The organism is Stenotrophomonas sp. SXG-1, assembly GCF_014083965.1.
In the GTDB taxonomy this organism is placed as follows: Bacteria; Pseudomonadota; Gammaproteobacteria; order Xanthomonadales; family Xanthomonadaceae; genus Stenotrophomonas; species Stenotrophomonas geniculata.
In genome coordinates, this window is record NZ_CP046588.1 from 4511445 (window position 1) to 4534602 (window position 23158).

Genomic DNA, 23158 nt, shown 5'->3' on the forward strand with positions numbered 1-23158 from the left:
CATCGGCGATGCAGGCGGCGTGTCAGCGTGGCTCAGGCCTCGTCGCCGTCGCCTTCACTGCCCTCGTCCTCGGCGGCCGCATCACCCTCGGCCAGATCGCCGAGCAACGACTGTGCCTGTTCGGACGCCAGCGACTCCACGCCACGCAGGCGCCGTTCGATGGTGCGGGTCTTGCGGCTGGCCTCGCCGATGCTGCGACCCACCGTGGTGATCTGCTTCTCGGCCTTTTCGAGGATGCCGGCGAACTTGCCGAACTCGCTCTTCACCGCACCCAGCAGGCTCCACACCTCGCTGGAACGCTGCTCGATGGCCAGCGTGCGGAAGCCCATCTGCAGGCTGTTGAGCAGCGCGGTGACCGTGGTCGGGCCGGCCACCACCACGCGGTGCTCGCGCTGCAGCAGGTCGACCAGGCCCGGGCGCCGGATCACTTCGGCATACAGGCCCTCGGTGGGCAGGAACATCACCGCGAAGTCGGTGGTGTGCGGCGGCGCGATGTACTTGTCGCAGATCGACTTGGCCTGCACGCGCACCGCGCGTTCAAGCTGGATGCCCTGCAGGCGCACACCCTCGGCGTCTCCCTGTTCCTGCGCGTCCAGTAGGCGCTCGTAGTCCTCGCGCGGGAACTTGGAGTCGATCGGCAGCCACACCGGCGTGTCGTCGCTGCTGCGGCCCGGCAGGCGCACGGCGATATCGACCATCTCGCCACTATCCGGGCGCACCTTCACCGCACGCGCGTACTGCTCCTGGGTGAGCGTCTGCTCGAGGATGTTCTCCAGCTGCACTTCACCCCAGCTGCCACGGTTCTTGACGTTGGTCAGCACGCGCTTGAGGTCGCCGACGCCGGTGGCCAGCTGCTGCATTTCGCCGAGGCCACGCTGCACCTGTTCCAGGCGCTCGGAGACCAGCTTGAAGGAATTGCCCAGCCGCGTTTCCAGCGTGGACTGCAGCTTCTCGTCCACGGTGTGGCGCATCTGCTCCAGCTTCTGCGCGTTGTCGTTCTGCAGCGCGCGCAGCTGTTCTTCCAGCGTCGTGCGCATCTCGGCGATGCGCTGCTCGTTGCGCTGGGTCAGTTCCTGCAGGCGCAGGCCAAGGCTTTCGGTCAGGCGCTGCTGCGACTGCGCGCCCTCCTCGCGGCCCTTGCGTGCATCGTCCACCAGGGTCTGGCGCAGCGCGCCGAGCTGGGTATCGGTACGCCCGGTGAGCTCCTGCAGCTGCTGGCCAAACGCATGGATGCGCGCTTCCTGCTGCTGGCCGAAGGTCTCCAGCTGGCCCCGCAGTTCCTGCAGCCGCTGTCCCATCAACGCCGCGCCCCTCTGCTGGCTCTCGGCCGCTTCGGCGCGCGCCTTGCGGGCATCTTCGCCCAGCGCTTCGCGCAGCAGGTCCAGGCGCTGGTCGGTGCGGGTGGACAGATCGGTCAGCGCGCGGGCGAAGCCATCGAGCTGTTCGCGCAGTTCGCTGCGCCCGGCGCGCGCCTCCTCCCGCACCGCCTGCTCCAGGCGGTCGTGCGGCGGGCGGCGCAGCAGGGCGACCAGCTGCAGGATGAGCACGGCCAATAGAAGACCGCCAATGAGCAGATATTCGGTTTGCATGGGGCAAGTGTAGGCTGGCCGAGTCTCAGCTGCTGCGTCAGGACCATGCTCGCTCTGTACGGAAAGCCCACCTCCATCAATGTGCGCAAGGTGCTGTGGCTGTGCGCCGGTCTGGACTTGCCCCTGCACCACGAACCGGCCCCCCCGCCGGACCTGCTGGCCGCGCTGAACCCCAACCGGCAGGTGCCGGTGCTGCGCGATGGCGACTTCGTGCTGTGGGAATCCAACAGCATCTGCCGCTACCTGGCCGCACGCGCCGGTCGCGAGGATCTGCTGCCACCTGCAGCGAAGGACCGGGCCCGGGTGGAGCAGTGGATGGACTGGCAGGCCAGCGACCTCAACAGCGCCTGGCGCCACGTGTTCATGGCGCGCGTACGCCAGCATCCGGACTACCCGGACGATGCCCGCGCCGAGGCCAGCCTGGCGCAGTGGAACCGGCTGATGGGTGTGCTTGAAGCCCAGCTGGCCGCCACCGATGCCTACGTGGCAGGCAGCACCTTCACCCTTGCAGATATCGTGCTGGGGCTGTCGACCCAACGCTGGCGCAGCACGCCGGGCAGCAAGCCCGCGCTGCCCCACCTCGTCGCATGGTTCGAGCGCCTGCGAGAGCAGCCCGGTTTCGCCGAACACGTCGACAACGGCGTGGCGTGAGCCGTGGTTCCCGCAGCTGTTGGTAGGTGTCGCCCCTGGTCGACACGGCTGATCCACGCCATGCGTGGATGAAGCTCCGTAGAGCCGAGCCTATGCTCGGCTGACGCCCACGCGCGAACGGCAGCCGAGCGTGGGCCCGGCTCTACAGACAGCGTCTGCTCCTACCAGCCTTCCAGCACGATCTTGCCCTTGGCGCGATGGCTCTCCAGCAGCGCATGGGCACGGCGCAGGTTGGCTGCGTCGATGCGTCCGAAATGCTCGCCCAGGGTGGTCTGCAGCACGCCCGTGTCGATCAGCTCGGCCACCCGGTTCAACAGATCGTGCTGGCGCTGCATGTCGGCGGTGCGGTACAGCGGCCGGGTGAACATCGATTCCCAGTGCAGTGACAGCGCCTTGCGCTTGAGCGCCATCACATCCACCTGGCCCGGGTCATCGATCAGGCCGAGCTGGCCCTGCGGCGCCAGCAGCTCCACGATCTGCGCGTAGTGCTGGTCGGAGTGGGTCAGGCTGGCCACGTGCTGCACCTCGCTGATGCCGAGCCGTGCCAGGCCCTCGGCCAGCGGCAGGCTGTGGTCGATCACGTGGTGCGCGCCCATCGCGTAGACCCAGTCCTGGGTATCCGGACGCGAAGCGGTGCCGATCACGGTCAGCTTGGTCAGCTTCCGCGCCAGCTGCACCAGGATCGAACCGACACCACCGGCAGCACCGATCACCAGCAGGGCCTGGCCCTCGCCACCGCCCTCGGGAATACGCAGACGGTCGAACAGCAGCTCCCAGGCGGTGATCGCGGTCAGCGGCAACGCTGCGGCGGCCGCATCGTCGAGACTGGCCGGCTTGCGGCCGACGCTGCGCTCGTCCACCAGCTGGTATTCGGCATTGCTGCCCGGCCGGTCGATCACGCCCGCGTAGTAGACCGCATCGCCAGGCTGGAACAGGGTCACCTCGCTGCCCACCGCATCGACGATGCCGACCGCATCCCAGCCCAGCACGCGCGGGCCGTCGGTGGCCACGCCGCGGCGGACCTTGGTGTCGACCGGGTTCACCGCCACGGCACGCACCGCCACCCGCAGGTCGCGCGGGCCGGGCTGCGGCAGTTCCAGTTCGATGTCGATCAGGGCCCGGGCGTCGTCGATCGGCAGGCCGGCGTGGGTGTAGGCAATGGCGCGCATGGCAGCGGTCCAGTGGGGAAGGAGTGGACAGGTTGCGCCGCGCATGGCCGCTCAGAAAGGCGCAGAATCAGGCAGCACTTTCACTCCGGCAATGAAGATGATCCGCTTCGACGACCTGCAGTTGTTCGTCCGCACGGCCGCGCTGGGCAGCTTCTCGCAGGCCGCCCGCGAGGCTGATCTGTTACCCGGCCAGGTCGCTGCTGCCGTGGCGCGGCTGGAACGCGAGCTGGACCTGCGCCTGTTCGTGCGCACCACCCGCAGCCTGCGCCTGACCGGCGAGGGCGCGCTGTACCTGCCGTACGCGCAGGAGGTGCTGGCCACCCTGCGCGAGGGCCAGGCGCGCGTGCAGGGCGAGGACACCGAGCTGCACGGCACCCTGCAGCTGTCGGCGCCCTCGGACCTCGGCCGCAACCTGCTGCTGCCCTGGCTGAGCGCCTTTCGCGCCGCGCACCCGCGGCTGCGCCTCCACCTGCGCCTGTCCGACGAAGTGGCTGATGTGTTCCGCGACCCGGTCGACGTGGCCATCCGCATCGGCCACTTCGACGACGCCAACTACGTCGCCCTGCCCCTGCTGGAAGGCAATCGGCGCGTACTCGCGGCCTCGCCCGGCTACCTGCAGCGGCGCGGTACGCCCACGCGCCTGGACGAACTGCGTGAGCACGACTGCCTGGTCTACCAGCTCAGTGGCCGCGCCTACGATCGCTGGTCGTTCGAGGTCGACGGGCGCCGCAGCGTGATTCCGGTGCGCGGTCCGCTGGTCTGCGATGACGCCGATGTGGTGCGGCGCTGGGCCGTGGCCGGCGAAGGCATCACCTACAAATCCTGGCTGGACCTGCGCGAAGACGTGCTGGCCGGGCGCCTGCAGCTGCTGCTCGACGGCGTCGGCAGCCACATTCCACTGCATCTGGTGTGCCCACACCGCAAGCAGTTCTCGCCGGCGGTGCGGCAGCTGCACGCGCAGCTGCGCCAGCACCTGCAACCTCTGCTGTCTGGCATGCCCGAAGGTCCTGCCGGCCCCCTGTCGCCAGTCCCGGCGCTGGCCGACAATGGCGGCCCCCCGTAAGAGAGAACACTGCCATGCCGTGGATGGGCATCCAGGACCTGTGGACGTTTCTGGTCGCCGTGCTGGTGTTTCTCGCCCTGCCCGGCCCCGGCACCTTCACCCTGCTGACCGCCACCGGCCGGGGCGGCGTGCGTGGCGGCTACACCGCATTGGCCGGCCTGCTGGTCGGCGACCAGATCCTGATGTGGCTGGCGCTGGCCGGCGTGGCCGCACTGCTCAAGGCCAACCCGCTGGTGTTCCACGCCGTGCAGTACCTGGGTGCGGCCTACCTGGTGTGGGTGGGCATCAGCCTGCTGCGCACGCCCAAGCACGAGGGTGGCGACGCTGGCCCGATCCGCATGCAGCCCGGCCGCTATTTCCAGCAGGCGATCCTGGTCAGCCTGCTCAACCCGAAGGCGATCCTGTTCTACATGGCCTTCCTGCCGTTGTTCATCGATCCGAAGGCACACCAGGGCATCGCCACCTTCGCGGCACTGGCCGGCATCATCCTGGTGGTCAGCATCGGCTACTGCTCGATGCTGATCGGTGTGGGCAACCTGGCCCGTCGCCGGTTGATCCAGCACCCGCGGATCAGCGATGCGCTGCGCCGCGTGGCCGGCCTGTTCCTGGTGGGGTTCGGCATCCGGTTGGGGCTGAACGGATGATCCGGCGGCTGCTGGTGCTGGTGTTCATCGGGCTTCTGGCCGACACCGCAGCGGCCAGCGTGCAGGACCATCGCTGCCTCACCGGGGGCCGCAACGACGGCATCCACCTGCTGTGGCGCTGGCTGGACGATGGCAGCGCCGACGTGCAGTACGCCGGGCAGCGAGGCCGCCTGCAACTGCAACAGGTGTCGCAGGAAACGACGGTGCTGGCCGAAGACCGCCCGTACCAGTTCGACAGCGTCTGGGAAGAACGCATCGGTGGCCGCCTCAATGGGCGCTACTACCTGAGCACCCAGGGCGCGCACGTCTACGGTTTCAGCTACGAGCGCGCCCGCGACGGGCGACGTATCGAGTTCAACGAGGACGTCGAGGCGTGGCACGAGGATGGCTGCCATTGGCCGGGAGGCGTAGCGGCGCGCGTGGTCGATTGAAGCATGCCAACCAAGGTTGGCATCTACCGGTGGTGCATCTCCGCGCGCAGGTGATCGATGAACACCCGCAGCTTGGGCGCCATCTGCTCACGCGCGGGGTAGTACAGGTGGAAGCCGGGGAACGGCGGCTGCCAGTCCTGCAGCACGCTCTGCAGTCGCCCAGCGGCGATGTCGTCGGCCATCAGCGAAGCGAAGCCTTGGGCCATGCCCAGCCCCGCCAGCACAGCGTGATGGGCGACGCCGGCATCGTTGAACACCAGCCGCCCGCTCACTTCCACGTCCAGGTCGTGGCCTTCGCGGCTGAACTCCCAGGGCATCAGCCGGCCATTGGCCAGGCGGTGCACGATGCAGGCGTGGCCCTGCAGGTCATGCGGGGTCTGCGGCACGCCATGGCGTTCGAAATAGGCCGGCGTGGCCACCACCACCTGGCGCTCAGGTGGCCCGACCGGCACCGCGATCATGCCCTGTGCGAGTGATTCGCCGAGGCGGATGCCGGCGTCGAAGCCCTCGGCCACCAGATCGGTCAGCGCCGGGTCGACGCACAGTTCCACCTGCACCTGCGGGTAGCGCGCAAGGAAATCGGGCAGCCGCGGCAGGACCATGCGATCGGCGACGATGCGCGGCAGGGTCACACGCAGCCGCCCGGCAGGCACCGAGCGCGCGCTGTCCAGTTCGGCAAAGGCCTGGTCGATCTGGTCCAGGCCGCCGCGCACGCGCTGCAGGAAGCGCGCGCCGTGTTCGGTCAGGCTGACCCGCCGTGTGGTCCGCTGCAGCAGGCGCACGCCCATCCGCGCTTCCAGCGCGCGCACGCTCTGTGACAGCGCCGAGGTCGACACGCCCAGGGCATCGGCGGCGCGGGTAAAGCTGGCGTGCTCGGCCACGTGGACGAAGGCGACCACAGCGGTGAGGGGGACGGAGGCATCCATTGTGAAGCCAGTCTTCAAGGTAAGTCCGGTGGCACGCAGTTTATCCACATGATGACGTGGAGGATGCTGTGCCCCTCGCCGCTGCCCCTCCAGGCATGGCGCCTTCCCCAAGGAGATCCGCATGAAGACCCGTACTCTCGGCCGCGCCGGCCCCACCGTGTCCACCCTTGGCCTGGGCTGCATGGGCATGAGCGCCTACTACGGCGGCCGCGGCAGTGACGATGACGGCATTGCCGTCATCCGGCACGCGCTGGACCGGGGCGTGACCCTGCTCGACACCGCCGATGTGTATGGCCCGCACACCAACGAGGTGCTGGTCGGCCGCGCGATTGCCGGCCGCCGCAACCAGGTGTTCCTGGCCAGCAAGTTCGGTATCGGCCTGGACCCGACCGACCCGAAGGGGCGGCCGGTCAACGGCCACCCGGACTATGTGCAGGCCGCCTGCGAGGCCAGCCTGCGCCGCCTGGGCGTGGACCACATCGACCTGTACTACCAGCACCGCGTCGACCCGACCGTGCCGATCGAGGACACCGTAGGTGCGATGGCACGCCTGGTGGAACAGGGCAAGGTGCGCTGGCTGGGCCTGTCCGAGGCCTCGGCGGCCACCCTCCGCCGTGCCCATGCGGTCCACCCGATCACGGCGGTGCAGAGCGAGTACTCGCTGTGGTCGCGCGATCCGGAGCAGAACGGAGTGCTGGCCACCACGGCGGAACTGGGCATCGGCTTCGTGCCGTATTCGCCGCTGGGCCGTGGCTTCCTGACCGGCGCCATCCGCAGCCCGGACGACTTCGACGCCGACGATTACCGGCGCACCTCGCCCCGCTTCGAAGGCGAAAACTTCCAGCGCAACCTTGCACTGGTGGACACCGTACAGACGCTGGCCGCCGAGCGCGGCATCGCCGCCTCGCAGCTGGCGCTGGCCTGGGTGCTGTCGCACGGCGAGCACATCGTGCCGATTCCGGGCACGACGCGGCGGGTACGGCTGGACGAGAACCTCGGTGCGCTGCAGGTGGAACTGGATGCGGCCACGCTGGACGCACTGGATGCGGCCTTCCCGCCGCATGCCGCGGCCGGTGAGCGCTATTCGGTCAGCGGCATGGCCAACATCCAGTCGTAGCAGCGGCCGGGACCAATGCACACCGGTGGCTGCCGCCGGATTGTGCCGATTCCGGCAGCCTGGCCGGGGCGCAGCGCGCGCCCCGCTATGCATGACCCCCGTCAGTGGTAATGCTGCGCTGCGTTCGGTCACACTCGGGAACTTGTCGTTCTTAGTCACCCCTTCCGAGGCCTGCATGTCCCTGTTCCGGCGCAAGTCCCTAGATTCCGTCACCGTCCACGAAGCCGGCAGGCGCCTGATCCCCACGCTCAGCTGGCCGCACCTGATCGCGCTGGGCATCGGCGCCATCGTCGGTACCGGCATCTATACGCTGATCGGCGTGGGTGCCAACCTGGCCGGCCCGGCCGTGCTGATCTCCTTCGCCATCGCCGGTGCCGTCTGCGCCTGTGCGGCGCTGTCCTACGCCGAGCTGTCGACGATGATGCCTGCCGCCGGCAGTGCCTACACCTACAGCTACAGCGCGCTGGGCGAAGTGTTCGCCTGGGTGGTGGGCTGGAGCCTGATCCTGGAGTACTCGCTGGTGGTGAGTACGGTGGCGGTGGGCTGGTCCGGCTACTTCGTCGGCTTCCTCGAATGGGTCCATACCCAGTTCGGCTGGAACGTGCACCTGCCGGCCTGGCTGGCGGCCGGCCCGCATGTGGAAGGCGGCATGATCAATCTGCCGGCGATCATCATCACCTGGCTGGTGGCCGGCATGCTGATGGCCGGCACCAAGGAGAGCGCGACGCTCAACGCCATCCTGGTCGTGTTCAAACTGATCGCGCTGGCCATCTTCGTGGCCGTGGCCCTGCCTGCGTTCGACAGCGCCAACCTGCAGCCGTTCATGCCCTACGGTTTCGCCAAGTCGATGGGCCCTGATGGCGTCGAGCACGGCGTGATGGCGGCAGCGGCCATCATCTTCTTCGCCTTCTACGGCTTCGATGCGATCTCCACCGCCGCCGAGGAAACCAAGAACCCGGGCCGCGACCTGTCGATCGGCATCATCGGTTCGATGATCGGCTGCACCATCGTCTACGTGCTGGTGGCGCTGGCCGCCGTGGGTGCGATGAGCTACGCGGTGTTCGGCCACAGCGCCGAGCCGCTGGCCCTGATCATGCGCCAGCTGGGCCATCCGACCGCGGCGATGGTGATCGGCGTAATCGCGATCATCGCCCTGCCGACCGTGCTGTTGGCCTTCCTGTACGGCCAGAGCCGCATCTTCTTCGTGATGAGCCGCGATGGCCTGCTGCCGCGTCGCCTGTCCAAGGTGAACGCACGTACCGGCACGCCGGTGGCGACCACGCTGTTCACTGCGGTGGTGGTGTCGGCGCTGGCCGGTGTCGCCCGCCTGGACGAGATCGCCGCACTGGCCAACGCCGGTACCCTGGCCGCGTTCACTGCGGTAGGCATCTGCCTGGTGGTGCTGCGCCTGCGCGAGCCCAACCGCGAACGCACGTTCCGTACGCCGCTGGCCTTCGTGGTCGGCCCGCTGGCCGCGCTGGGCTGCATCTACCTGTTCATCAGCCTGCCGCATACCACCCAGCTGTACTTCCTGCTGTGGAACGTGGCCGGCCTGGTGCTGTACTTCCTGTACAGCCGTCGCCACGCGCTGATCGCGAAATAAGGGCGCCGCCGGGCATGGCCCGGCGCCCCTCTGTAGAGTCGAGCACCACTCGACTCTACGGAGCAGCGGCGTACTCCTGCGCCTGGCGCATCACCCGCAGCAGGTTGCCGCCCCAGATGCCGGCAATCTGCTTCTCGGTATAGCCCTTGCGCAGCAGCCACGCGGTGATCTTCGGCAGCTGGCTGACATCGGGCAGGTCACTCAGGCCACCGCCGCCATCCCAGTCCAGGCCAATGCCCACGTGCTCGGGGCCGACCACCTTGAGGATGTGCTCGAAGTGGGCGAAGAAATCGTCCAGGCTGGCATGGCGCACTGGATGCTCGTGGTCCAGCGCCTGCTCGGCCTTCAGCAGGGCAACGCCCTGTTCGATGCCCATGCCTTCCCAGCCACCCAGCTGTTTGCTCAGCGCTTCCTCGGCCTGCTTGCGCTCGGGCGTCTTTGCGGTGTCGATCAGGTAACCGCCATAGGCATTCACCTGGATCACGCCGCCGGCCTTGGCCAGCTTGCGCAGGCGCGCGTCGTCGAGATTGCGCGGGTGGTCGTAGACCGCCTTGGCCGAACTGTGCGACAGCACGAACGGTACCGGCATCATTGCCAGCAGGTCATCGAACACCGCGTCCGACGCATGTGACTGGTCGATCACGATGCCCAGCTTCACCGCCTGCCGCACCAGCTCCTTGCCGGCCGGGCTAAGTCCTTTCCATTCCGCGCCCTTGGGGTCGGTGGCCGAATCGGCGAACTCGTTGTTGGCGAAGTGCACGGTGCTGAGCAGGCGCAGGCCGGCGCGGTGGTAGAACGAGAGCAGGCTGGAATCGGCCACCAGCGGGCTGGCGTTTTCCATGCTGATGTAGACCACGCGCTTGCCGGCAGCCTTGATCCGCGCCGCGTCATCGGCGGTCAATGCCAGCGCGAAACGCTCGGGATTGGCGGCCAGCATTTCGCGGATCTCCAGCAGCCGCTGCAGGCCGTGGTCACGCTCGGCCAGATGGGCGGCGGCGGTGCGATCGCCCTGGTCGGTGTAGATCGCCCAGAAACCGCCGTCCAGCGCGCCTTCGACCATGCGCGGGTAGTCCACCTGCGAGAGCGCGTTGCGGTCGTGGCGCTGCTCGATGTCGAAGCCGCTGCGGCCGAAATTGGCCGGCGTATCCAGATGGCTGTCGAGGGTGACCAGGCGCTGCTGCAGGGCCTTGGCGCGGGCCAGTTCCTGTGCGCTGAACTCGATGGCATGAGCCGACAGCGGCGCGCACAGCGCCAGGGCAAGCACGACGGACAGGTGGCGCAACGATGGCATGGGCTCTCACCGGCAATGGGAAGAGCCCGACCATAGCGCTGCGGCCGCGCATTGGGTAGCGCCGGGCCACGCCCGGCGGATCTTGAGGCTGTCAGGCAGATCAGCCGAGCATGGGCTCGGCTCTACAGCGTCCCGCGGTCAATCCACCACGCGGCAGAACACGGCCTTGAGGTAACGCGATTCCTGCACGTGGGCCATGAACGGATGGTCCGGACCCGCACCAGCGACCTTCAGGATCTGGATCGTGCGGCCAGAGAAGTAGGCCGCGCGGCGCAGCATGTCGAGGAACTGGTCCTCGGCCACCAGGCCGGTGCACGAGAACGTGGCGAACAGGCCGCCCGGCTTCACCACGCCCAGCGCCAGCTTGTTCATGTCCAGGTACTTCTTCAGCGCGGTGATGACCTGGTCGCGGTCGCGGGTCATCTTCGCCGGGTCCAGGATCACCACGTCGTACTGCTCGCCGCGGTTGGCGGCATCGCGCAGCCACGGGAAGATGTCGGACTGGACGAACTTCGGGCGCACGTTGTTCAGGCGCGAATTGCCCTTGGCGATCTGGATGACGTCTTCATCGATGTCGATGCCGACCACTTCCGAAGCACCACGCGCCGCCGCATACACGGCGAAACCGCCGGTGTTGCAGCACAGGTCCAGCACGCTCTTGCCTTCCACCTGCCGGCTCAGCCACTCGCGGTTCTCGCGCTGGTCGGCGAAGAAGCCGGTCTTGTGCGCACCGGCCGGGTCGGCGCGGAACTTGATGCCGTACTCGGTGATCACCGACGCTTCGGTGGTGGTGTTGCCGTGGAAGTCGAAACTTTCCTGCTTCTGCACGTGCTCGTCGGCGAAGCTGTGGAAGCGGCAGCCCGGGAACTGCTCGCGCAGGGCGTCGTAGATCCACTCGCGATGGCGGAACATGCCGGCGGCGAAGAACTCGACCACCACCAGATCACCGTAGCGGTCGACCACCAGGCCGGACAGGCCGTCGCCTTCGCTGTGCACCACGCGCCAGGCATCGGACACCGCATCGAGCTTGAGCACCTCACGGCGCAGCGACACCGCCTGGGCGATCTTGCGCGAGAACCAGCCGGCATCCACCGGCACGTTCTGATCGGTTTCGAGGATGCGCACGGCGATGCGCGAGTGCCCGTTGTAGAACCCGCGGCCAATGAACTCACCATCGATGCCGACGACGTCGACGATGGAACCGGGCTTGGGCCGGACGGTCGGCTTCTCGACCAGTTTCTGGAAGATCCACGGGTGGCTGGAACGCCACGCATTCTTGAGGCGGACAATCGGAAGGGGGGTATTCATCCACCTATTGTAAACCGGGCGCCGGGGTCAGATTCCCGTAGGGGCTCTGCCCCCGGCCGGTATGCCAACCAAGGTTGGCATCTACCAGAGCGGGGGTGCGGAGCCCGGTTGGGGATCCGACCCCAATGCAGGGGCATTTGACGGCGGCCCGGCCAGGCCGCAGAATCGGCGTCAGAAGGGGAGTAGCTCCCAGACGTTGTCGCCGTCATTTCGAGCCCGCAGGCTCCGGTGCAACGGCAGTTCCAGCCGACTGGGACTGCGAGCGAGACCTTCGCCGTACTGGCGAAGCTCTGTCCCTGGATCCCCCTCCCGATCCTCCGTTGCAGATCCTCGCCGTCCGGCCTGGCATTCATCTTTCCAACGGACATTCCCAATGCAGACGATCGGTAACGTGTGGTTGTGGGGCGGCTTCGCAGCGGTGGTGGTCATCGCACTGCTGGTCGACCTCGTGTTGATGCGCCATGGTGGACCGCACAAGGTCACCTTCAAGGAGGCCCTGTGGTGGTCCATCGGCTGGGTCGCGCTGGCCCTGCTGTTCAATGCGGGCCTCTGGTACTACCTGAATGAGACTGCCGGCCAGGTGGTGGCCAACAAGGTCGGCCTCGAATTCCTGACCGGTTACCTGGTCGAGAAGGCGCTGGCAGTCGACAACATCTTTGTCTTCCTGATGATCATGAGCTACTTCGCAGTGCCGGAAGAACAGCGCCAGAAGGTGCTGATCATCGGCATCCTGGGCGCGATCGTGCTGCGTACGATCATGATCTTCGCCGGTAGTGTGCTGATCAGCCAGTTCCATTGGCTGCTCTACGTGTTCGGTGCCTTCCTGCTGTTCACCGGCTGGAAGATGTGGTTCGCCGCCGGCCAGGAGCCCGACCTGGAGACCAACCCGGCCCTGCGCTGGATGCGCAAGCACCTGCGCCTGCTGCCGGACTACGCTGGCAACGCGCTGAGCGTGAAGCGTGATGGCGTGCGCTGGTTCACCCCGCTGTTCGCGGTGCTGATCCTGATCGCGGTCACCGACGTGATCTTCGCGGTGGACAGCATCCCGGCGATCTTCGCGATCACCACCGACCCGTTCATCGTGCTCACCTCCAACGTGTTCGCGGTGCTGGGCCTGCGTGCGATGTTCTTCCTGCTGGCCGGCATGGCCGACCGCTTCCACCTGCTGCCGTATGGCCTGGCACTGGTGCTGGGCTTCATCGGCATCAAGATGATGATCATCGACCTGTTCAAGATCCCGACCCCGGTGTCGCTGGGCGTGGTGGCGGTGATCATCGCCGCCACCGTGGTGCTGAGCCTGAAGTACCCGCCGAAGGAAGGCGAAGGCCAGGCCTGAGCCCGACCCGCTGGATGGCGCGGCCGGTGGGATTGTCCCGCCGGCCGTTTCCACTCTCCCGCCGCGGTGGCCTTGGTTTCACGCCAACCACCGCCATTGCTGAGGTATGAACAACAACGCGCCCCTGCCCGCTGGCGACGTGCCGGCCCCCCGCAATGACCGCTCGCGCATCCTGCGGGCGTTCAATGCCAGCCTGGCCGCCGTGCTGGTGCTGGTGGCCGTGTTCGCGCTGCAGGGCACGTTCGACTGGCGACCGTGGGCGGTCGCGCCGCTGGAAGCCAAGGGCCTGCTTGGCCTGATCGGCGGCCCGATGCTGCATGCCTCGGTCGAGCACATCGTCGCCAACAGCATTGCGATCCTGATCCTCGGCACGCTGGCCGGCAGCGTCTACCCGAAAGCCACCGTTCGCGCGCTGCCCCTGCTGTGGCTGGGCTCGGGCATCGGCGCGTGGATGCTTGGCAATCCGGGCAGCGTGCACCTGGGCGCCAGTGGCGTGACCCATGGCCTGATGTTCCTGCTGGCCAGCCTGGGCCTGCTGCGCCGCGATCGCGCGGCGATTGCCACCGGCCTGATCGGCATGCTGTTCTACGGCGGCATGCTGATGACCATCCTGCCGCACGCCGACGGCGTGTCCTGGCAGTCGCACATGGGCGGCGCCTTCGCCGGCATCATCGCCGCGCTGCTGTTCCGCAATGCCGACCCGCTACCGCCGCGCCCGCGCTACAGCTGGGAAGACGAGGAAGAAGACATCGAACCGCTGCCCGACGACGAGCTGGAGCCGCCGTCACCGCAGCGCGTGCCGGTGCTGTGGCAGCCGCGCGAAGGCCAGGACTACGTGGTGATCCCGTTCCGCCGGCCGGACGAGCCGCGCAGCTAGGTGACGGTAGTGCCGGCCGCTGGCCGGCAACCTCATGAGCCGGTAGTGGCTGACCTTGGTCGGCACTCCTGCCGTGTGCCAACCAAGGTTGGCATCTACCAGAGCCCGTCAGTTCGCCGCATTCCCGGCCGCACCCATCCCATCCACCGCCTGCCGGCCCAGTGCCGGGTCATCGGTGAAGAAGGCATCGATGCCGGTGGCCAGGTAGGCACGCATTTCGGCGATCGATCCCTCTGCATTGCGCGCGTTGTCGGCCCCCTTGCGCAGGTTGCTGGCCTGGAAGTGGTTCTCCGGGCGGAAGGTGTACGGAATCACCATCAGGCCCACCGCATGCGCATCGCGCACCAGCGTGGTCGGCGTGCCCAGTGCGCCCTTGTCATCCAGCGGAATGATCGAGCGCAGCTCCGGGCCGATGCTGTCGGCGTAGCTGGCGATATCCTTCAGTCCGGCCGGCGTCATCATCTGCGCGTAGGTCAGCGTGCCACCGGCCTTGGCGATGTCGGTCGGCTGGGTGTCGCCCTTCCACAGCAGCTGCAGCAGGCGGATGTTGCTGCCACGCGGGATCTTGCCGCGCAGGTAACGCAGGTTGGCGGTCTCGAACGACTGGATGGTGACCGGGCCGACGTTGGTATAGGCGTTGCCGCGCAGCGCGGCCAGCAGCTTGTCTTCCATCGGCAGGCCGATCGACTGGAAGTAGGTCGGGTGCTTGATCTCCGGCACCAGGCCGATGCCGCGGTTGGCGCGGCCGGCCTGCTGGACCAGGAAGGCCAGGATCTCGTCCAGGCTGGCGATGCGGAACTGGCCGTCGTAGGCCGTGCTGCGCAGCTCCGGCAGGCGCTCGCGCGCGTACAGGGTCTTCAGCTCGGCCAGAGTGAAGTCTTCGGTGAACCAGCCGTCGACCTTCTGCCCGTCGATGACCTTGCTGGTGCGGCGGCTGGCGAACTCCGGATGCGAGGCGACGTCGGTGGTGCCACCGATCTCGTTCTCGTGGCGGGCCACCATCACCCCGTCCTTGGTCATCACCAGGTCCGGTTCGATGTAGTCGGCGCCATCGGCGATCGCCTGGGCGTAGGCCGCCAGGGTGTGCTCCGGCAACAGCGCGCTTGCGCCGCGATGGCCGTAGACCGACACCTTGTGCGCGGCCGGGGTGGAGGATTCAGCACTCATGGCCACCGATGGTGCCACGGCCAGCGACAACAGCAACGCACAACCCCACGACTTCACTGCGACTTCCCCAAGCGGTATGTGATGGGCGTCAGTATGCGGCGGCAATGTGACAGGTGGGGGACCTGGGATCGGATCCCCGCAGGGGCTCCGATCCCGCGTCTTCAATCGACCAAGGCGTCATGGAAATCGCGTTCGTGAACGATCATGATCCGCAGTCCTTCCTTGCGCAGTTCCACTGCGCGTTCCACCTTGCGGCCGTAGCAGGCGTAGCTCCAGCAAGGGTTTCCCTCAGCGCCAATCACCAAGTAGTCAACCTTTTTCGAAGGTGCACTGTGCACCCGCCCTCCTCGCGCCGTTACCAGCGCCTGGATATCGGCACGCGACCCTCGGGACGATGCACCCGTAAAGCAGAATCCCCTCTCCTCGAAATGGATCTCGGGAGCCACCGCACAAAGCCCGACCAGACTACCGGCGATCTGCAACGACGGATCGGTCAAGGTGCGGTCATCGCCGAGGACGACGAACTCGCTGAAGAACTGGCGAAGCAGATCTTGTTCCTGCGCATCCACCACACCATCAGCCAGTACCTTGGCTACGAGGTGTCCGATTTCGTCGTACGGCCAGCATCCCTGTAGATGGGAATGCTCATCCATCCAGTCCGAAAGACCACGCAGCTCGGCCTCTGAAATCTGGCCATCAGCGATTATTCCGCCCAGTACGGCATGAAGTCGCTGGAGATCTGCTGTGGTGGCATTGACCCGATCACTTGAGCACATCCGGTCGATCAACCATCGCAGATCCTCCGCCGCATCTTCATCCATGCGACCTTCGCCAAGTGAGCGCTCGAGCACAGGCATCAGTTCAGTGAACGGATGCTGCTGGCGCTGATGCAAATGATCCTGGATCCAGTGCGCCAAGAAGCGACGCTCATCGGCGTTGATCTCTCTGTCAATGGAGATCCCTTCGATGATGCCCGCCAGTGAGTTCAACGCACGAGTGAGCTGCGCCGGGCTTGTGAAGTGAACGTAGGAAACATGGTCCGGATGCATTCGCAATTCCTTTGCCTGAATTTCCTGCACGCTAGCTCGGTCGGCGCCGGTACTCAAGACGTACCGGACAAGACTCCGGAGTATTGGAGCTGATCACGTCATTTCACGGGGTCAGAGGCCCTTCGCGGATCTGACCCCGAGTTGCTGAGACCTAAAGCAGCCGAGCATGGGCTCGGCTCTACAGTTACTTCCCGATGCAGAAACTGGAGAAGATCCTTCCCAGCAGGTCATCGGCACTCATCTGCCCGGTGATCTCGCCCAGCGCGTCATGCGCCAGCCGTAGTTCCTCAGCAGCCAGTTCCAGGTGCTCATGCGCCAGCTCGCCATCGGCGCGCTGCGCGTGTTCCTGCGCACGCTCGATTGCATCCACATGCCGCGTGCGCGCCGAGAACTCGCCATCCACCTGCTCCCCTGCCCCGGCCGATGCGATCGAACGCAGGCGCGCGTGCAGATCCTCCAGGCCGGCACCGGTCGCAGCGGAGACGAACACGCGGTCCGGATCGTCCAGCGCCGGCAGCACATCGAGCAGATCCGATTTGTTGTGGATGTAGACCTTGTGCGGCACCGCTGCCACGGCCTCGCCCAGCGCGGCTTCACCCGCCGCCGGATCGCGCGCATCCAGCACGATCAGGGCCAGGTCGGTGCGCTCGATCTCCACATGGGCGCGGCGCATGCCTTCGCGTTCGATGGCGTCACCGCCGTCGCGCAGGCCGGCGGTGTCGACCAGGGTCAGTTCCAGGCCATCCAGGCGGATGGTCTCGCGCAGGGTGTCGCGGGTGGTGCCGGCGATGTCGGTAACGATGGCGCGTTCGCTGCCGGCCAGTGCGTTCAGCAGTGAGCTCTTGCCGGCATTCGGCGGACCGATCAGCACGGCATGCAGGCCATCGCGCAGGCGGCGGCCACGTTCGGCGTCGCGGCGCAGCAGGGCCAGGTCGCTGCGCGCCTGTTCCAGGCCACGCCGCACCTGCGCGCCGCCGAGGGTATCCAGCGGTTCGTCGGCGAAGTCGATGGCCGCTTCCACATGGATGCGCAGCAGCACCAGCTGCTCGACCACGGCGTCGATGCGGCGCGAGAACACGCCGTCCAGCGAGCGACGTGCCGCGCGCGCCGCGCGGTTGTCGCCGGCCGCGATCAGGTCGGCGATGGCTTCGGCCTGGGCCAGGTCGAGCTTGCCGTTGAGGAACGCGCGTTCGCTGAACTCGCCCGGCCGCGCCTGGCGCGCACCGAGCGCGATGCAGCGCGCGACCAGTTGCTGCAGCAGGACCGGACTGCCGTGGCCCTGCAGTTCCACCACCTCTTCGCCGGTGAAGCTGTTCGGTGCCGGGAACCACAGCACGATGCCATCGTCGATGACCTCGCCATCGGCGTCGCGCAGGCGTGCGTAGTGCGCATGGCGCGGGCGCAGTGCAGGCGCACCCAACGCGTTGGCGATGGCCGCTGCGCGCGGACCGGACAGGCGCAGCAGGCCGACACCGCCCGCGCCGGGGGCACTGGCGATGGCCACGATGGTATCGGCGCGGATTGCATCATTCATGGCTCAGAGTTTCTCCAGCTGCGCCCGTGCCTGCGCGGCACCACTGCCCTGCGGCTGCAGCGCCAGGTAGGTGGTGTAGGCCTGCTTCGCCTTCGCCTTGTCGCCTGCGTTGAAGTAGGCATCGCCCAGGTTGAGATAGGCCACGGCGCGCGAGGGGTCGATCTTCAGTGTGTTCTCCAGCCAGCGCGCCGCTTCGGCATAGCGCTGCTGGCGGTAGTAGACGAAGCCGAGGTTGTTGGCGGCCTGGGCGAAGTCCGGACGCAGCTTCAGTGCCTCGGTGAACTGGGCTACCGCTTCGTCGTACTGCTTCTCGCGGTACAGCTGCAGGCCGCGGTCATTGGCCTGCTGCGCGCGCTGGCGGTCGGAGGCCGGGCCGGCGGTGGGCACCACCAGCTTGGCCTTGCCGCCCTGCAGGTCGGCCACCGTCACCGGCGCCTGGCTGCCCTTGGCTTCGCTGGCGGCTTCAACCTTGTTGTTCAGTGCGATTGCATCGGCGGTCAGCTGGCGCGTATCGGCGTTGAGGAATTCCTGGCTGTCGGGCACCTGGAACACGAACTCACCACCCTGCGAACCCGGCAGGCTGCCGAAGGCCGGGGTCTGGTGCGAAACGGCTGAGACGGCCGGCGCCACGTAGGCGGCCAGTTCGGTACCGGTGATCAGGCCATCGCCGTTGAGATCGCCCTTGCCAGCCAGCGCCTGCAACAGCACCCAGGTGAACACCGAGTGGCCGTTCGGGCCGGCATCGGCCACCTGCTGGTCGGCGCCGCCGGCGGTCAGCATCTGCCGTGCGCTGCGACGAGCGTTCTCGCGCAGGAACGACGACGAAGAAGGGCCACCACGGGTCAGGCCCAGGCCGCTGTAGCAGGCATCCATCACGAACATCACGTGCTTGGCCTGCATGCTCTCGGCAATGTTCTGGATGTCGGTCATTGCGATGGCGTCGGTGGCGAACTCCTTCGGGTCCGAATCGACCGGAATGATGTAGCCCAGGTCACGCCCGGAGGCGAGCTGGCGGGTGGCGCCGTGGCCGGCAAAGAACACGAACACGCGGTCGTTCTTTCCGGTGCGGTCATCGGCCAGGCGGTCGTGGAAGGCGGCCAGGATGTTGTTGCGCGTGGCCTGCTCGTTCTTCAGTACGATCACCTGCGAAGACGGGAAGCCGAACTGCCCGGTCAGGGTATCGGCCACCGCCTGCGCATCGTGGCTGGCGTATTCCAGCTTTGGCCACTTGGCGTAGTTGTCGATGCCGACCACGATCGCCCACGACTTCTCGTAGCCGGTGGTGACGGTGGCGGGGCTGGTGTCACCCTTGCGCGCGCGGGCGACGGTGAAGTCGCGGCCATTCCACCCGGCGAACTGGTAGCCATCAGCGATCAGCCGGTCGAGGATCTGCGGCAACGCCTTCACCGCACGGTCGTGGATGTCATGGAACAGGATGATGCCGCGCTGTTCCTTGTTCACCTGGTCGAGCACGCGCTGCACGATCGATTCCGGCACTGGGTCGGCCCAGTCCATCGAATCGATGTTCCACATGATCGACTTCAACCCGGCTTCGTTGAGCAGCTGCAGGCCTTCGGCATTACGCGCGCCATAGGGGAAGCGGAACAGCGGCGCGCGCTTGCTGTCGACATCCTTCAGCAGCGTGTCGGTGTCCAGCACCTGCTGGCGCAGCGCATCGCCGGTGGTACGCGACAGCTGCGCATGGGTCAGGCTGTGGTTGCCGACGGCGTAGCCCTCTTCCATCAGGTTGCGGCTGATCTTCGCCATCGGCCCGAGGCTGACCTTGCCGTCGGTCTCGACCTTGCCGAGGTTGCGGCCGACCTCGAAGAACACGGCCGGTACGTCGTAGCGCTTGAGGATGGCCACCACTTCATCGGTATAGGCCTTGTGCGGGCCATCGTCGAAGGTCAGCACCACCGTCTTCGGCGGCAGGTCGCGGCCGAAGATCTCGCGTTCGCTGTCCTTCATCGACATCGGGTACGGCTCGATCACGCCGTAGTCGCGCAGGATCGCTTCGCGGCTGTAGTCCTTGTGCAGGTGCGCGATGTAGTCGTCCCACTTCTCGCGCTTCAGTTCGATGGCACGGGTGCGCTCGAAGCGGCTGAAGATGCGGGTCAGTTCCTGGTTGTAGTTGCGCTCGATCTCGTCCAGCGCCTCCAGGTCTTCGCCGATGCGCTGGTGCAGCTTCACTGCCGGCAGCGACGAATCGGCGCCGACGCGCTCATGCAGATCGCGCAGCACTTCTCGGAAGGCCAAGCGGTCGGCGTCGAACAGCTCCGGCGCCGACTCGATGTAGTCCAGCACAGTGCCGAGGGTGGCGAAGCGCTGCGGGCTGCTACCACGCAGCAGCGTGTCGAACTGCGCGGCAATGGCGCTGCGCTGTTCCAGGCCGTCGTGGAACAGCTGCTGGCCGATGCGGGTGGAGGTGCTGCGATCGGCCGCCGACTGCTGTTCCTCATCGGCCAGCAGCACGACGATCCGGCGATAGCCATCGAGCTGCTTCTGCAGCGCGGCCAGCAACGGCGCCGCGGCCGGATCGGCGGCGGCCGCGGCCTGCGCGCTGGGCTGGGTGACGGTGGTCGCCGGCGCCTTCGCATCCTTGTCACCACAACCGGCAACGACCAGGGTCAACAACAGCGAGGGCAGGAACAGGCGGAACGACGACGCACGCGGCATGGCGGACTCGATGGATGCGGGATCGGTGTGCCGGCGATTCTAACGCCGGATGCGAAAAGCCCGCCTTGCGGCGGGCTTCTGCTGGGGTCAGCCGGCCAGCGGCCGGCTCTACCGATTACTTCTTTTTGACCGGGGCCGGCGCGGTGGTGGCCGGGACCGGCTCGCCGCCATGGCGCTTGGTCATCCACCACTGCTGCAGCAGGCCCAGGCCGCCGTTGACTACCCAGTACAGGACCAGGCCGGACGGCATGAAGGCCATCATGACGCCGAACACCAGCGGCATGAACTGCATCATCTTCTGCTGCATCGGGTCCATGCCCGGTGCCGGGGTCAGCTTCTGGGTGAACCACATCACCGCCACGTTGATCACCGGCAGGATGAAGTACGGGTCGCGTGCGGTCAGGTCCTGGATCCAGCCGAACCAAGGCGCCTGGCGCAGTTCGACCGATTCCACCAGCACCCAGTACAGGGCGAAGAAGATCGGCATCTGGATGAGGATCGGCAGGCAGCCGCCCATCGGATTGATCTTTTCCTTCTTGTACAGCTCCATCATCGCGGTCTGGAACTTCTGGCGGTCGTCGCCATAGCGTTCCTTCAGCTGCGCGATGCGCGGCTGGAAGCGACGCATCTTCGCACCGCTCTTGTACTGGGTCGCCGACAGCGGGTACAGCACCAGCTTCAGCAGCACCACCAGGCCGACGATCGCCCAGCCCCAGTTGCCAACCAGCTTGTGCACCTGGTTCAACACCCAGAACAGGCCCTGGCCGATCACCGCCATCATCGAGAAGCGGCTGTAGTCGACCACGCGGTCCAGGCCCGGCACGTCTTCCTTGGCGATCAGGTTGACCAGCTTCGGGCCGACCCACAGGCGGGCTTCGGTGCTGGTGGACTGGCCCGGGGCCACGGTGAAGGCCGGGCCACGCGCCTCGATCAGGTCACGACCGGCCACCTGCGACAGCACGTAGTGTGCGGTCTGGTCCTTCTGCGGGATCCAGGCAGTGAAGAAGTGGTGCTGCAGCATCGCCAGCCAGCCACCGGTGATGTTCTGGTTCAGCGTGCCGTCTTCCAGGTAGTCCTTGAACGCACGACGCTGGTACTTCTTGTCGTTGTCGTACCAGGTGGCACCGTTGAAGCTGAAGGAATCCGGATTGGTCATGCTCCGCGACAGGATGGTCGGGGTGCGGTCCAGGGTGCGGTAGACGTAGCCGTTCCAGGGAGCGGCACCAGTGTTGCTGACTTCGTCCTTGAAGCGCACGGCGTACTCGTTGCGCGAGACGGTCAGGGTGCGCTTGATGGTCACGCCGTTGTCGGCAGTCCACACGAACGGGATCTGCAGCTCGTTCTGGCCCTTGGCCAGCACGAAGTCCTTGGTGTCACCCACCAGCTTGAAGCCGTCAGCGCCGGGGACCGGGGTGTTCTTGTCTTCGCTGGCCCAGCCACTGATCGCGCTGTAGGGATGCGCGGGGTCTTCGGTCAGCAGGCGGACCGGCGGGCTGCCTTCGTCCTTGGTCTGCGGGAACTGCAGCAGCTCGGCGTCGAGCACGCGGCCGCCATCGAGCACCAGGCGCAGGACGTCGGTGGTGACGGTCACGCGCTGGCTGGCCGGGGTGGCGCTGGCCTGCGCCTGCACGGCGGCCTGGCCGGGCGCACCCGGAACCTGGGCGCTGGGGATGGCGCCCGGGGTTGCGCCCGGAACGCTCTGTGCAGCGGCCGGGGCCGACGTGGTCGTCGGTGCCGGGGTCGGAGCAGCCTTTTCACGGCTCCACTCCATCCACAGCAGCACGGCCACCATCAGCCAGGCAAAAATGAGGAATACGCGGGTCTGGTTCATCAGCGGACAGGCTCGGCGGGGCCGGGACGCGATGCCGGCTCGGTCAAAGAAGGAGTTGCGATGCCATCAGGCGGCGGCATTGTGCCGTCCACGCCCGGCGTGGGCAATGCACGCAGGCGACGCAGCAGGCGCAGGAAGGCCTGGCGGATCTCGTCGTTGCTGGCGGAACGCGCAGCACTTCGAGCCACGACGACAAAGTCGCCTGGCTGGATGTCGGTACGTGTCTGACGCAGGATGTCGCGCAGGACGCGCTTGATCCGGTTACGCCCAACGGCGTTCGGATCAACCTTGCGGGAAACCGCCAGACCCAGCCTGGCCGGCCGGTCAGCCGGCAGCCAGTGCAGGGTCATCAGCGGATCGGACACACGGCGGGCGCCGTTGAAGACCGTTGAATATTCGGCACGCGTGCGAACCCGCGCAGAGCGAGGGAATCGCTTGCGCGGGTCTGCAGTATTCACTGTCGAAGGGATTGCGTCTGCCGCGATGTGCGGCATGGCAATCAGGCGCTCAGGACTTTGCGGCCCTTGGCGCGGCGACGCGACAGGATCTTGCGGCCGTCAGCGGTCTTCATACGGGCACGGAAGCCGTGGTCGCGCTTACGCTTGAGGTTGCTGGGCTGGTAGGTGCGCTTCGTGGCCATTGGGGGCCTCTCGTATGAATGGGACGGAAAGAACCGGAAATTCTAGAGAGGTACCCCGCCCCAAGTCAACCCCTGGCAGCTACGCGAATTCACTGGGCTGTGCAATAGCTGTGGATGTTTTTGTGAATAAGTAGGGGACAAGCATTCCGAAGGCGGGCGCTCGGTGGTAGTCTGAGCCATCCATTTCCCCCCCTTTCCGGCCTGTGTTTGGGCGCCTTGTCGCGTCCATGCCCCGGCCACCGGACGATTATTGCTG

20 protein-coding genes are annotated in these 23158 nt (G+C 66.9%); 8 read left to right on the top strand and 12 right to left on the bottom strand.

Annotated elements, in window-relative coordinates:
- Positions 1-32 precede the first annotated feature (32 nt).
- Complete coding sequence (gene rmuC / locus GOC52_RS20540) at positions 33-1589, bottom strand: DNA recombination protein RmuC (protein WP_029380156.1); 1557 nt, start codon at positions 1587-1589, stop codon at positions 33-35.
- Between the two features lie 45 nt (positions 1590-1634).
- Between rmuC and GOC52_RS20545 the strand changes: the two genes are divergently transcribed.
- Positions 1635-2240 (top strand): glutathione S-transferase family protein, encoded by a 606-nt coding sequence (locus GOC52_RS20545; protein WP_010487466.1) that lies wholly within the window; start codon positions 1635-1637, stop codon positions 2238-2240.
- 161 nt (positions 2241-2401) lie between these two features.
- Here GOC52_RS20545 and GOC52_RS20550 read toward each other — a convergent pair whose 3' ends face one another.
- Positions 2402-3409 (bottom strand): zinc-binding alcohol dehydrogenase family protein, encoded by a 1008-nt coding sequence (locus GOC52_RS20550; RefSeq protein WP_010487464.1) that lies wholly within the window; start codon positions 3407-3409, stop codon positions 2402-2404.
- A 91-nt stretch (positions 3410-3500) separates the two neighbouring features.
- Here GOC52_RS20550 and GOC52_RS20555 point away from each other — a divergent pair, with 91 nt between their 5' ends.
- The 3 genes from GOC52_RS20555 to GOC52_RS20565 are packed head-to-tail and all read left to right on the top strand — an operon-like array spanning position 3501 to position 5547.
- Positions 3501-4472, top strand: coding sequence for a LysR family transcriptional regulator (locus GOC52_RS20555; RefSeq protein ID WP_049412868.1), 972 nt, complete (start codon positions 3501-3503; stop codon positions 4470-4472).
- 14 nt (positions 4473-4486) lie between these two features.
- Entirely contained in the window at positions 4487-5116 is a 630-nt protein-coding gene (gene leuE, locus GOC52_RS20560) for a leucine efflux protein LeuE (protein ID WP_010487461.1), read from the top strand.
- Positions 5113-5547, top strand: a complete 435-nt coding sequence (locus GOC52_RS20565; RefSeq protein WP_010487459.1) for a hypothetical protein — start codon at positions 5113-5115, stop codon at positions 5545-5547. The genes leuE and GOC52_RS20565 overlap by 4 nt, the downstream gene beginning before the upstream one ends.
- Before the next feature lie 23 nt (positions 5548-5570).
- Here the strand turns inward: GOC52_RS20565 and GOC52_RS20570 are convergent, their stop codons facing one another.
- The gene (locus tag GOC52_RS20570) at positions 5571-6473 is read right to left on the bottom strand and encodes a LysR family transcriptional regulator (protein ID WP_029380155.1); all 903 of its coding nucleotides are present in this window, start codon (positions 6471-6473) and stop codon (positions 5571-5573) included.
- 121 nt (positions 6474-6594) lie between these two features.
- Between GOC52_RS20570 and GOC52_RS20575 the strand changes: the two genes are divergently transcribed.
- Together GOC52_RS20575 and GOC52_RS20580 are read left to right on the top strand one after the other, a co-directional pair.
- Positions 6595-7590 (top strand): aldo/keto reductase, encoded by a 996-nt coding sequence (locus GOC52_RS20575; protein WP_191850376.1) that lies wholly within the window; start codon positions 6595-6597, stop codon positions 7588-7590.
- 175 nt (positions 7591-7765) lie between these two features.
- The gene (locus tag GOC52_RS20580) at positions 7766-9193 is read left to right on the top strand and encodes an amino acid permease (RefSeq protein ID WP_010487453.1); all 1428 of its coding nucleotides are present in this window, start codon (positions 7766-7768) and stop codon (positions 9191-9193) included.
- A gap of 55 nt (positions 9194-9248) precedes the next feature.
- Here GOC52_RS20580 and GOC52_RS20585 read toward each other — a convergent pair whose 3' ends face one another.
- Together GOC52_RS20585 and GOC52_RS20590 are read right to left on the bottom strand one after the other, a co-directional pair.
- A complete protein-coding gene (locus GOC52_RS20585) occupies positions 9249-10484 on the bottom strand; it encodes a dipeptidase (RefSeq protein WP_019336826.1) in 1236 nt (411 codons plus the stop codon).
- Positions 10485-10622: 138 nt separating this feature from the next.
- The gene (locus GOC52_RS20590) at positions 10623-11792 is read right to left on the bottom strand and encodes a class I SAM-dependent rRNA methyltransferase (RefSeq protein ID WP_043397689.1); all 1170 of its coding nucleotides are present in this window, start codon (positions 11790-11792) and stop codon (positions 10623-10625) included.
- A gap of 373 nt (positions 11793-12165) precedes the next feature.
- Between GOC52_RS20590 and GOC52_RS20595 the strand changes: the two genes are divergently transcribed.
- Complete coding sequence (locus GOC52_RS20595) at positions 12166-13128, top strand: TerC family protein (RefSeq protein WP_010487446.1); 963 nt, start codon at positions 12166-12168, stop codon at positions 13126-13128.
- Between the two features lie 106 nt (positions 13129-13234).
- Positions 13235-14005, top strand: coding sequence for a rhomboid family intramembrane serine protease (locus tag GOC52_RS20600; RefSeq protein WP_010487444.1), 771 nt, complete (start codon positions 13235-13237; stop codon positions 14003-14005).
- Between the two features lie 108 nt (positions 14006-14113).
- On the opposite strand, the gene GOC52_RS20605 is transcribed toward GOC52_RS20600, so the two are convergent.
- From GOC52_RS20605 to rpmH, 7 genes are all read right to left on the bottom strand, one after another.
- Complete coding sequence (locus tag GOC52_RS20605; RefSeq protein ID WP_191850379.1) at positions 14114-15229, bottom strand: glycerophosphodiester phosphodiesterase; 1116 nt, start codon at positions 15227-15229, stop codon at positions 14114-14116.
- A gap of 104 nt (positions 15230-15333) precedes the next feature.
- Positions 15334-16251, bottom strand: coding sequence for a BRCT domain-containing protein (locus GOC52_RS20610; RefSeq protein WP_227199920.1), 918 nt, complete (start codon positions 16249-16251; stop codon positions 15334-15336).
- A gap of 154 nt (positions 16252-16405) precedes the next feature.
- On the bottom strand, positions 16406-17755 hold the full coding sequence (gene mnmE, locus GOC52_RS20615) for a tRNA uridine-5-carboxymethylaminomethyl(34) synthesis GTPase MnmE (RefSeq protein WP_010487439.1): 1350 nt from the start codon (positions 17753-17755) through the stop codon (positions 16406-16408).
- Positions 17756-17758: 3 nt separating this feature from the next.
- Complete coding sequence (locus GOC52_RS20620; RefSeq protein ID WP_010487436.1) at positions 17759-20431, bottom strand: polysaccharide deacetylase family protein; 2673 nt, start codon at positions 20429-20431, stop codon at positions 17759-17761.
- A 115-nt stretch (positions 20432-20546) separates the two neighbouring features.
- On the bottom strand, positions 20547-22262 hold the full coding sequence (gene yidC / locus GOC52_RS20625; protein ID WP_043397705.1) for a membrane protein insertase YidC: 1716 nt from the start codon (positions 22260-22262) through the stop codon (positions 20547-20549).
- Positions 22262-22756 carry a ribonuclease P protein component gene (gene rnpA, locus GOC52_RS20630; protein ID WP_021203275.1) on the bottom strand — a complete coding sequence of 165 codons (495 nt, stop codon included), beginning with the start codon at positions 22754-22756 and terminating at the stop codon, positions 22262-22264. Before rnpA ends, yidC begins: the two co-directional genes overlap by 1 nt.
- Positions 22757-22761: 5 nt before the next feature.
- Positions 22762-22902, bottom strand: coding sequence for a 50S ribosomal protein L34 (gene rpmH / locus GOC52_RS20635; RefSeq protein WP_005411729.1), 141 nt, complete (start codon positions 22900-22902; stop codon positions 22762-22764).
- Positions 22903-23158 lie beyond the last annotated feature (256 nt).

Coding starts and splice junctions, on each gene's coding strand:
- rmuC (WP_029380156.1), bottom strand. CDS start 1,589: ATGCAAACCGAATATCTGCTCATTGGCGGTCTTCTATTGGCCGTGCTC.
- GOC52_RS20545 (WP_010487466.1), top strand. CDS start 1,635: ATGCTCGCTCTGTACGGAAAGCCCACCTCCATCAATGTGCGCAAGGTG.
- GOC52_RS20550 (WP_010487464.1), bottom strand. CDS start 3,409: ATGCGCGCCATTGCCTACACCCACGCCGGCCTGCCGATCGACGACGCC.
- GOC52_RS20555 (WP_049412868.1), top strand. CDS start 3,501: ATGAAGATGATCCGCTTCGACGACCTGCAGTTGTTCGTCCGCACGGCC.
- leuE (WP_010487461.1), top strand. CDS start 4,487: ATGCCGTGGATGGGCATCCAGGACCTGTGGACGTTTCTGGTCGCCGTG.
- GOC52_RS20565 (WP_010487459.1), top strand. CDS start 5,113: ATGATCCGGCGGCTGCTGGTGCTGGTGTTCATCGGGCTTCTGGCCGAC.
- GOC52_RS20570 (WP_029380155.1), bottom strand. CDS start 6,473: ATGGATGCCTCCGTCCCCCTCACCGCTGTGGTCGCCTTCGTCCACGTG.
- GOC52_RS20575 (WP_191850376.1), top strand. CDS start 6,595: ATGAAGACCCGTACTCTCGGCCGCGCCGGCCCCACCGTGTCCACCCTT.
- GOC52_RS20580 (WP_010487453.1), top strand. CDS start 7,766: ATGTCCCTGTTCCGGCGCAAGTCCCTAGATTCCGTCACCGTCCACGAA.
- GOC52_RS20585 (WP_019336826.1), bottom strand. CDS start 10,484: ATGCCATCGTTGCGCCACCTGTCCGTCGTGCTTGCCCTGGCGCTGTGC.
- GOC52_RS20590 (WP_043397689.1), bottom strand. CDS start 11,792: ATGAATACCCCCCTTCCGATTGTCCGCCTCAAGAATGCGTGGCGTTCC.
- GOC52_RS20595 (WP_010487446.1), top strand. CDS start 12,166: ATGCAGACGATCGGTAACGTGTGGTTGTGGGGCGGCTTCGCAGCGGTG.
- GOC52_RS20600 (WP_010487444.1), top strand. CDS start 13,235: ATGAACAACAACGCGCCCCTGCCCGCTGGCGACGTGCCGGCCCCCCGC.
- mnmE (WP_010487439.1), bottom strand. CDS start 17,755: ATGAATGATGCAATCCGCGCCGATACCATCGTGGCCATCGCCAGTGCC.
- GOC52_RS20620 (WP_010487436.1), bottom strand. CDS start 20,431: ATGCCGCGTGCGTCGTCGTTCCGCCTGTTCCTGCCCTCGCTGTTGTTG.
- yidC (WP_043397705.1), bottom strand. CDS start 22,262: ATGAACCAGACCCGCGTATTCCTCATTTTTGCCTGGCTGATGGTGGCC.
- rnpA (WP_021203275.1), bottom strand. CDS start 22,756: ATGCCGCACATCGCGGCAGACGCAATCCCTTCGACAGTGAATACTGCA.
- rpmH (WP_005411729.1), bottom strand. CDS start 22,902: ATGGCCACGAAGCGCACCTACCAGCCCAGCAACCTCAAGCGTAAGCGC.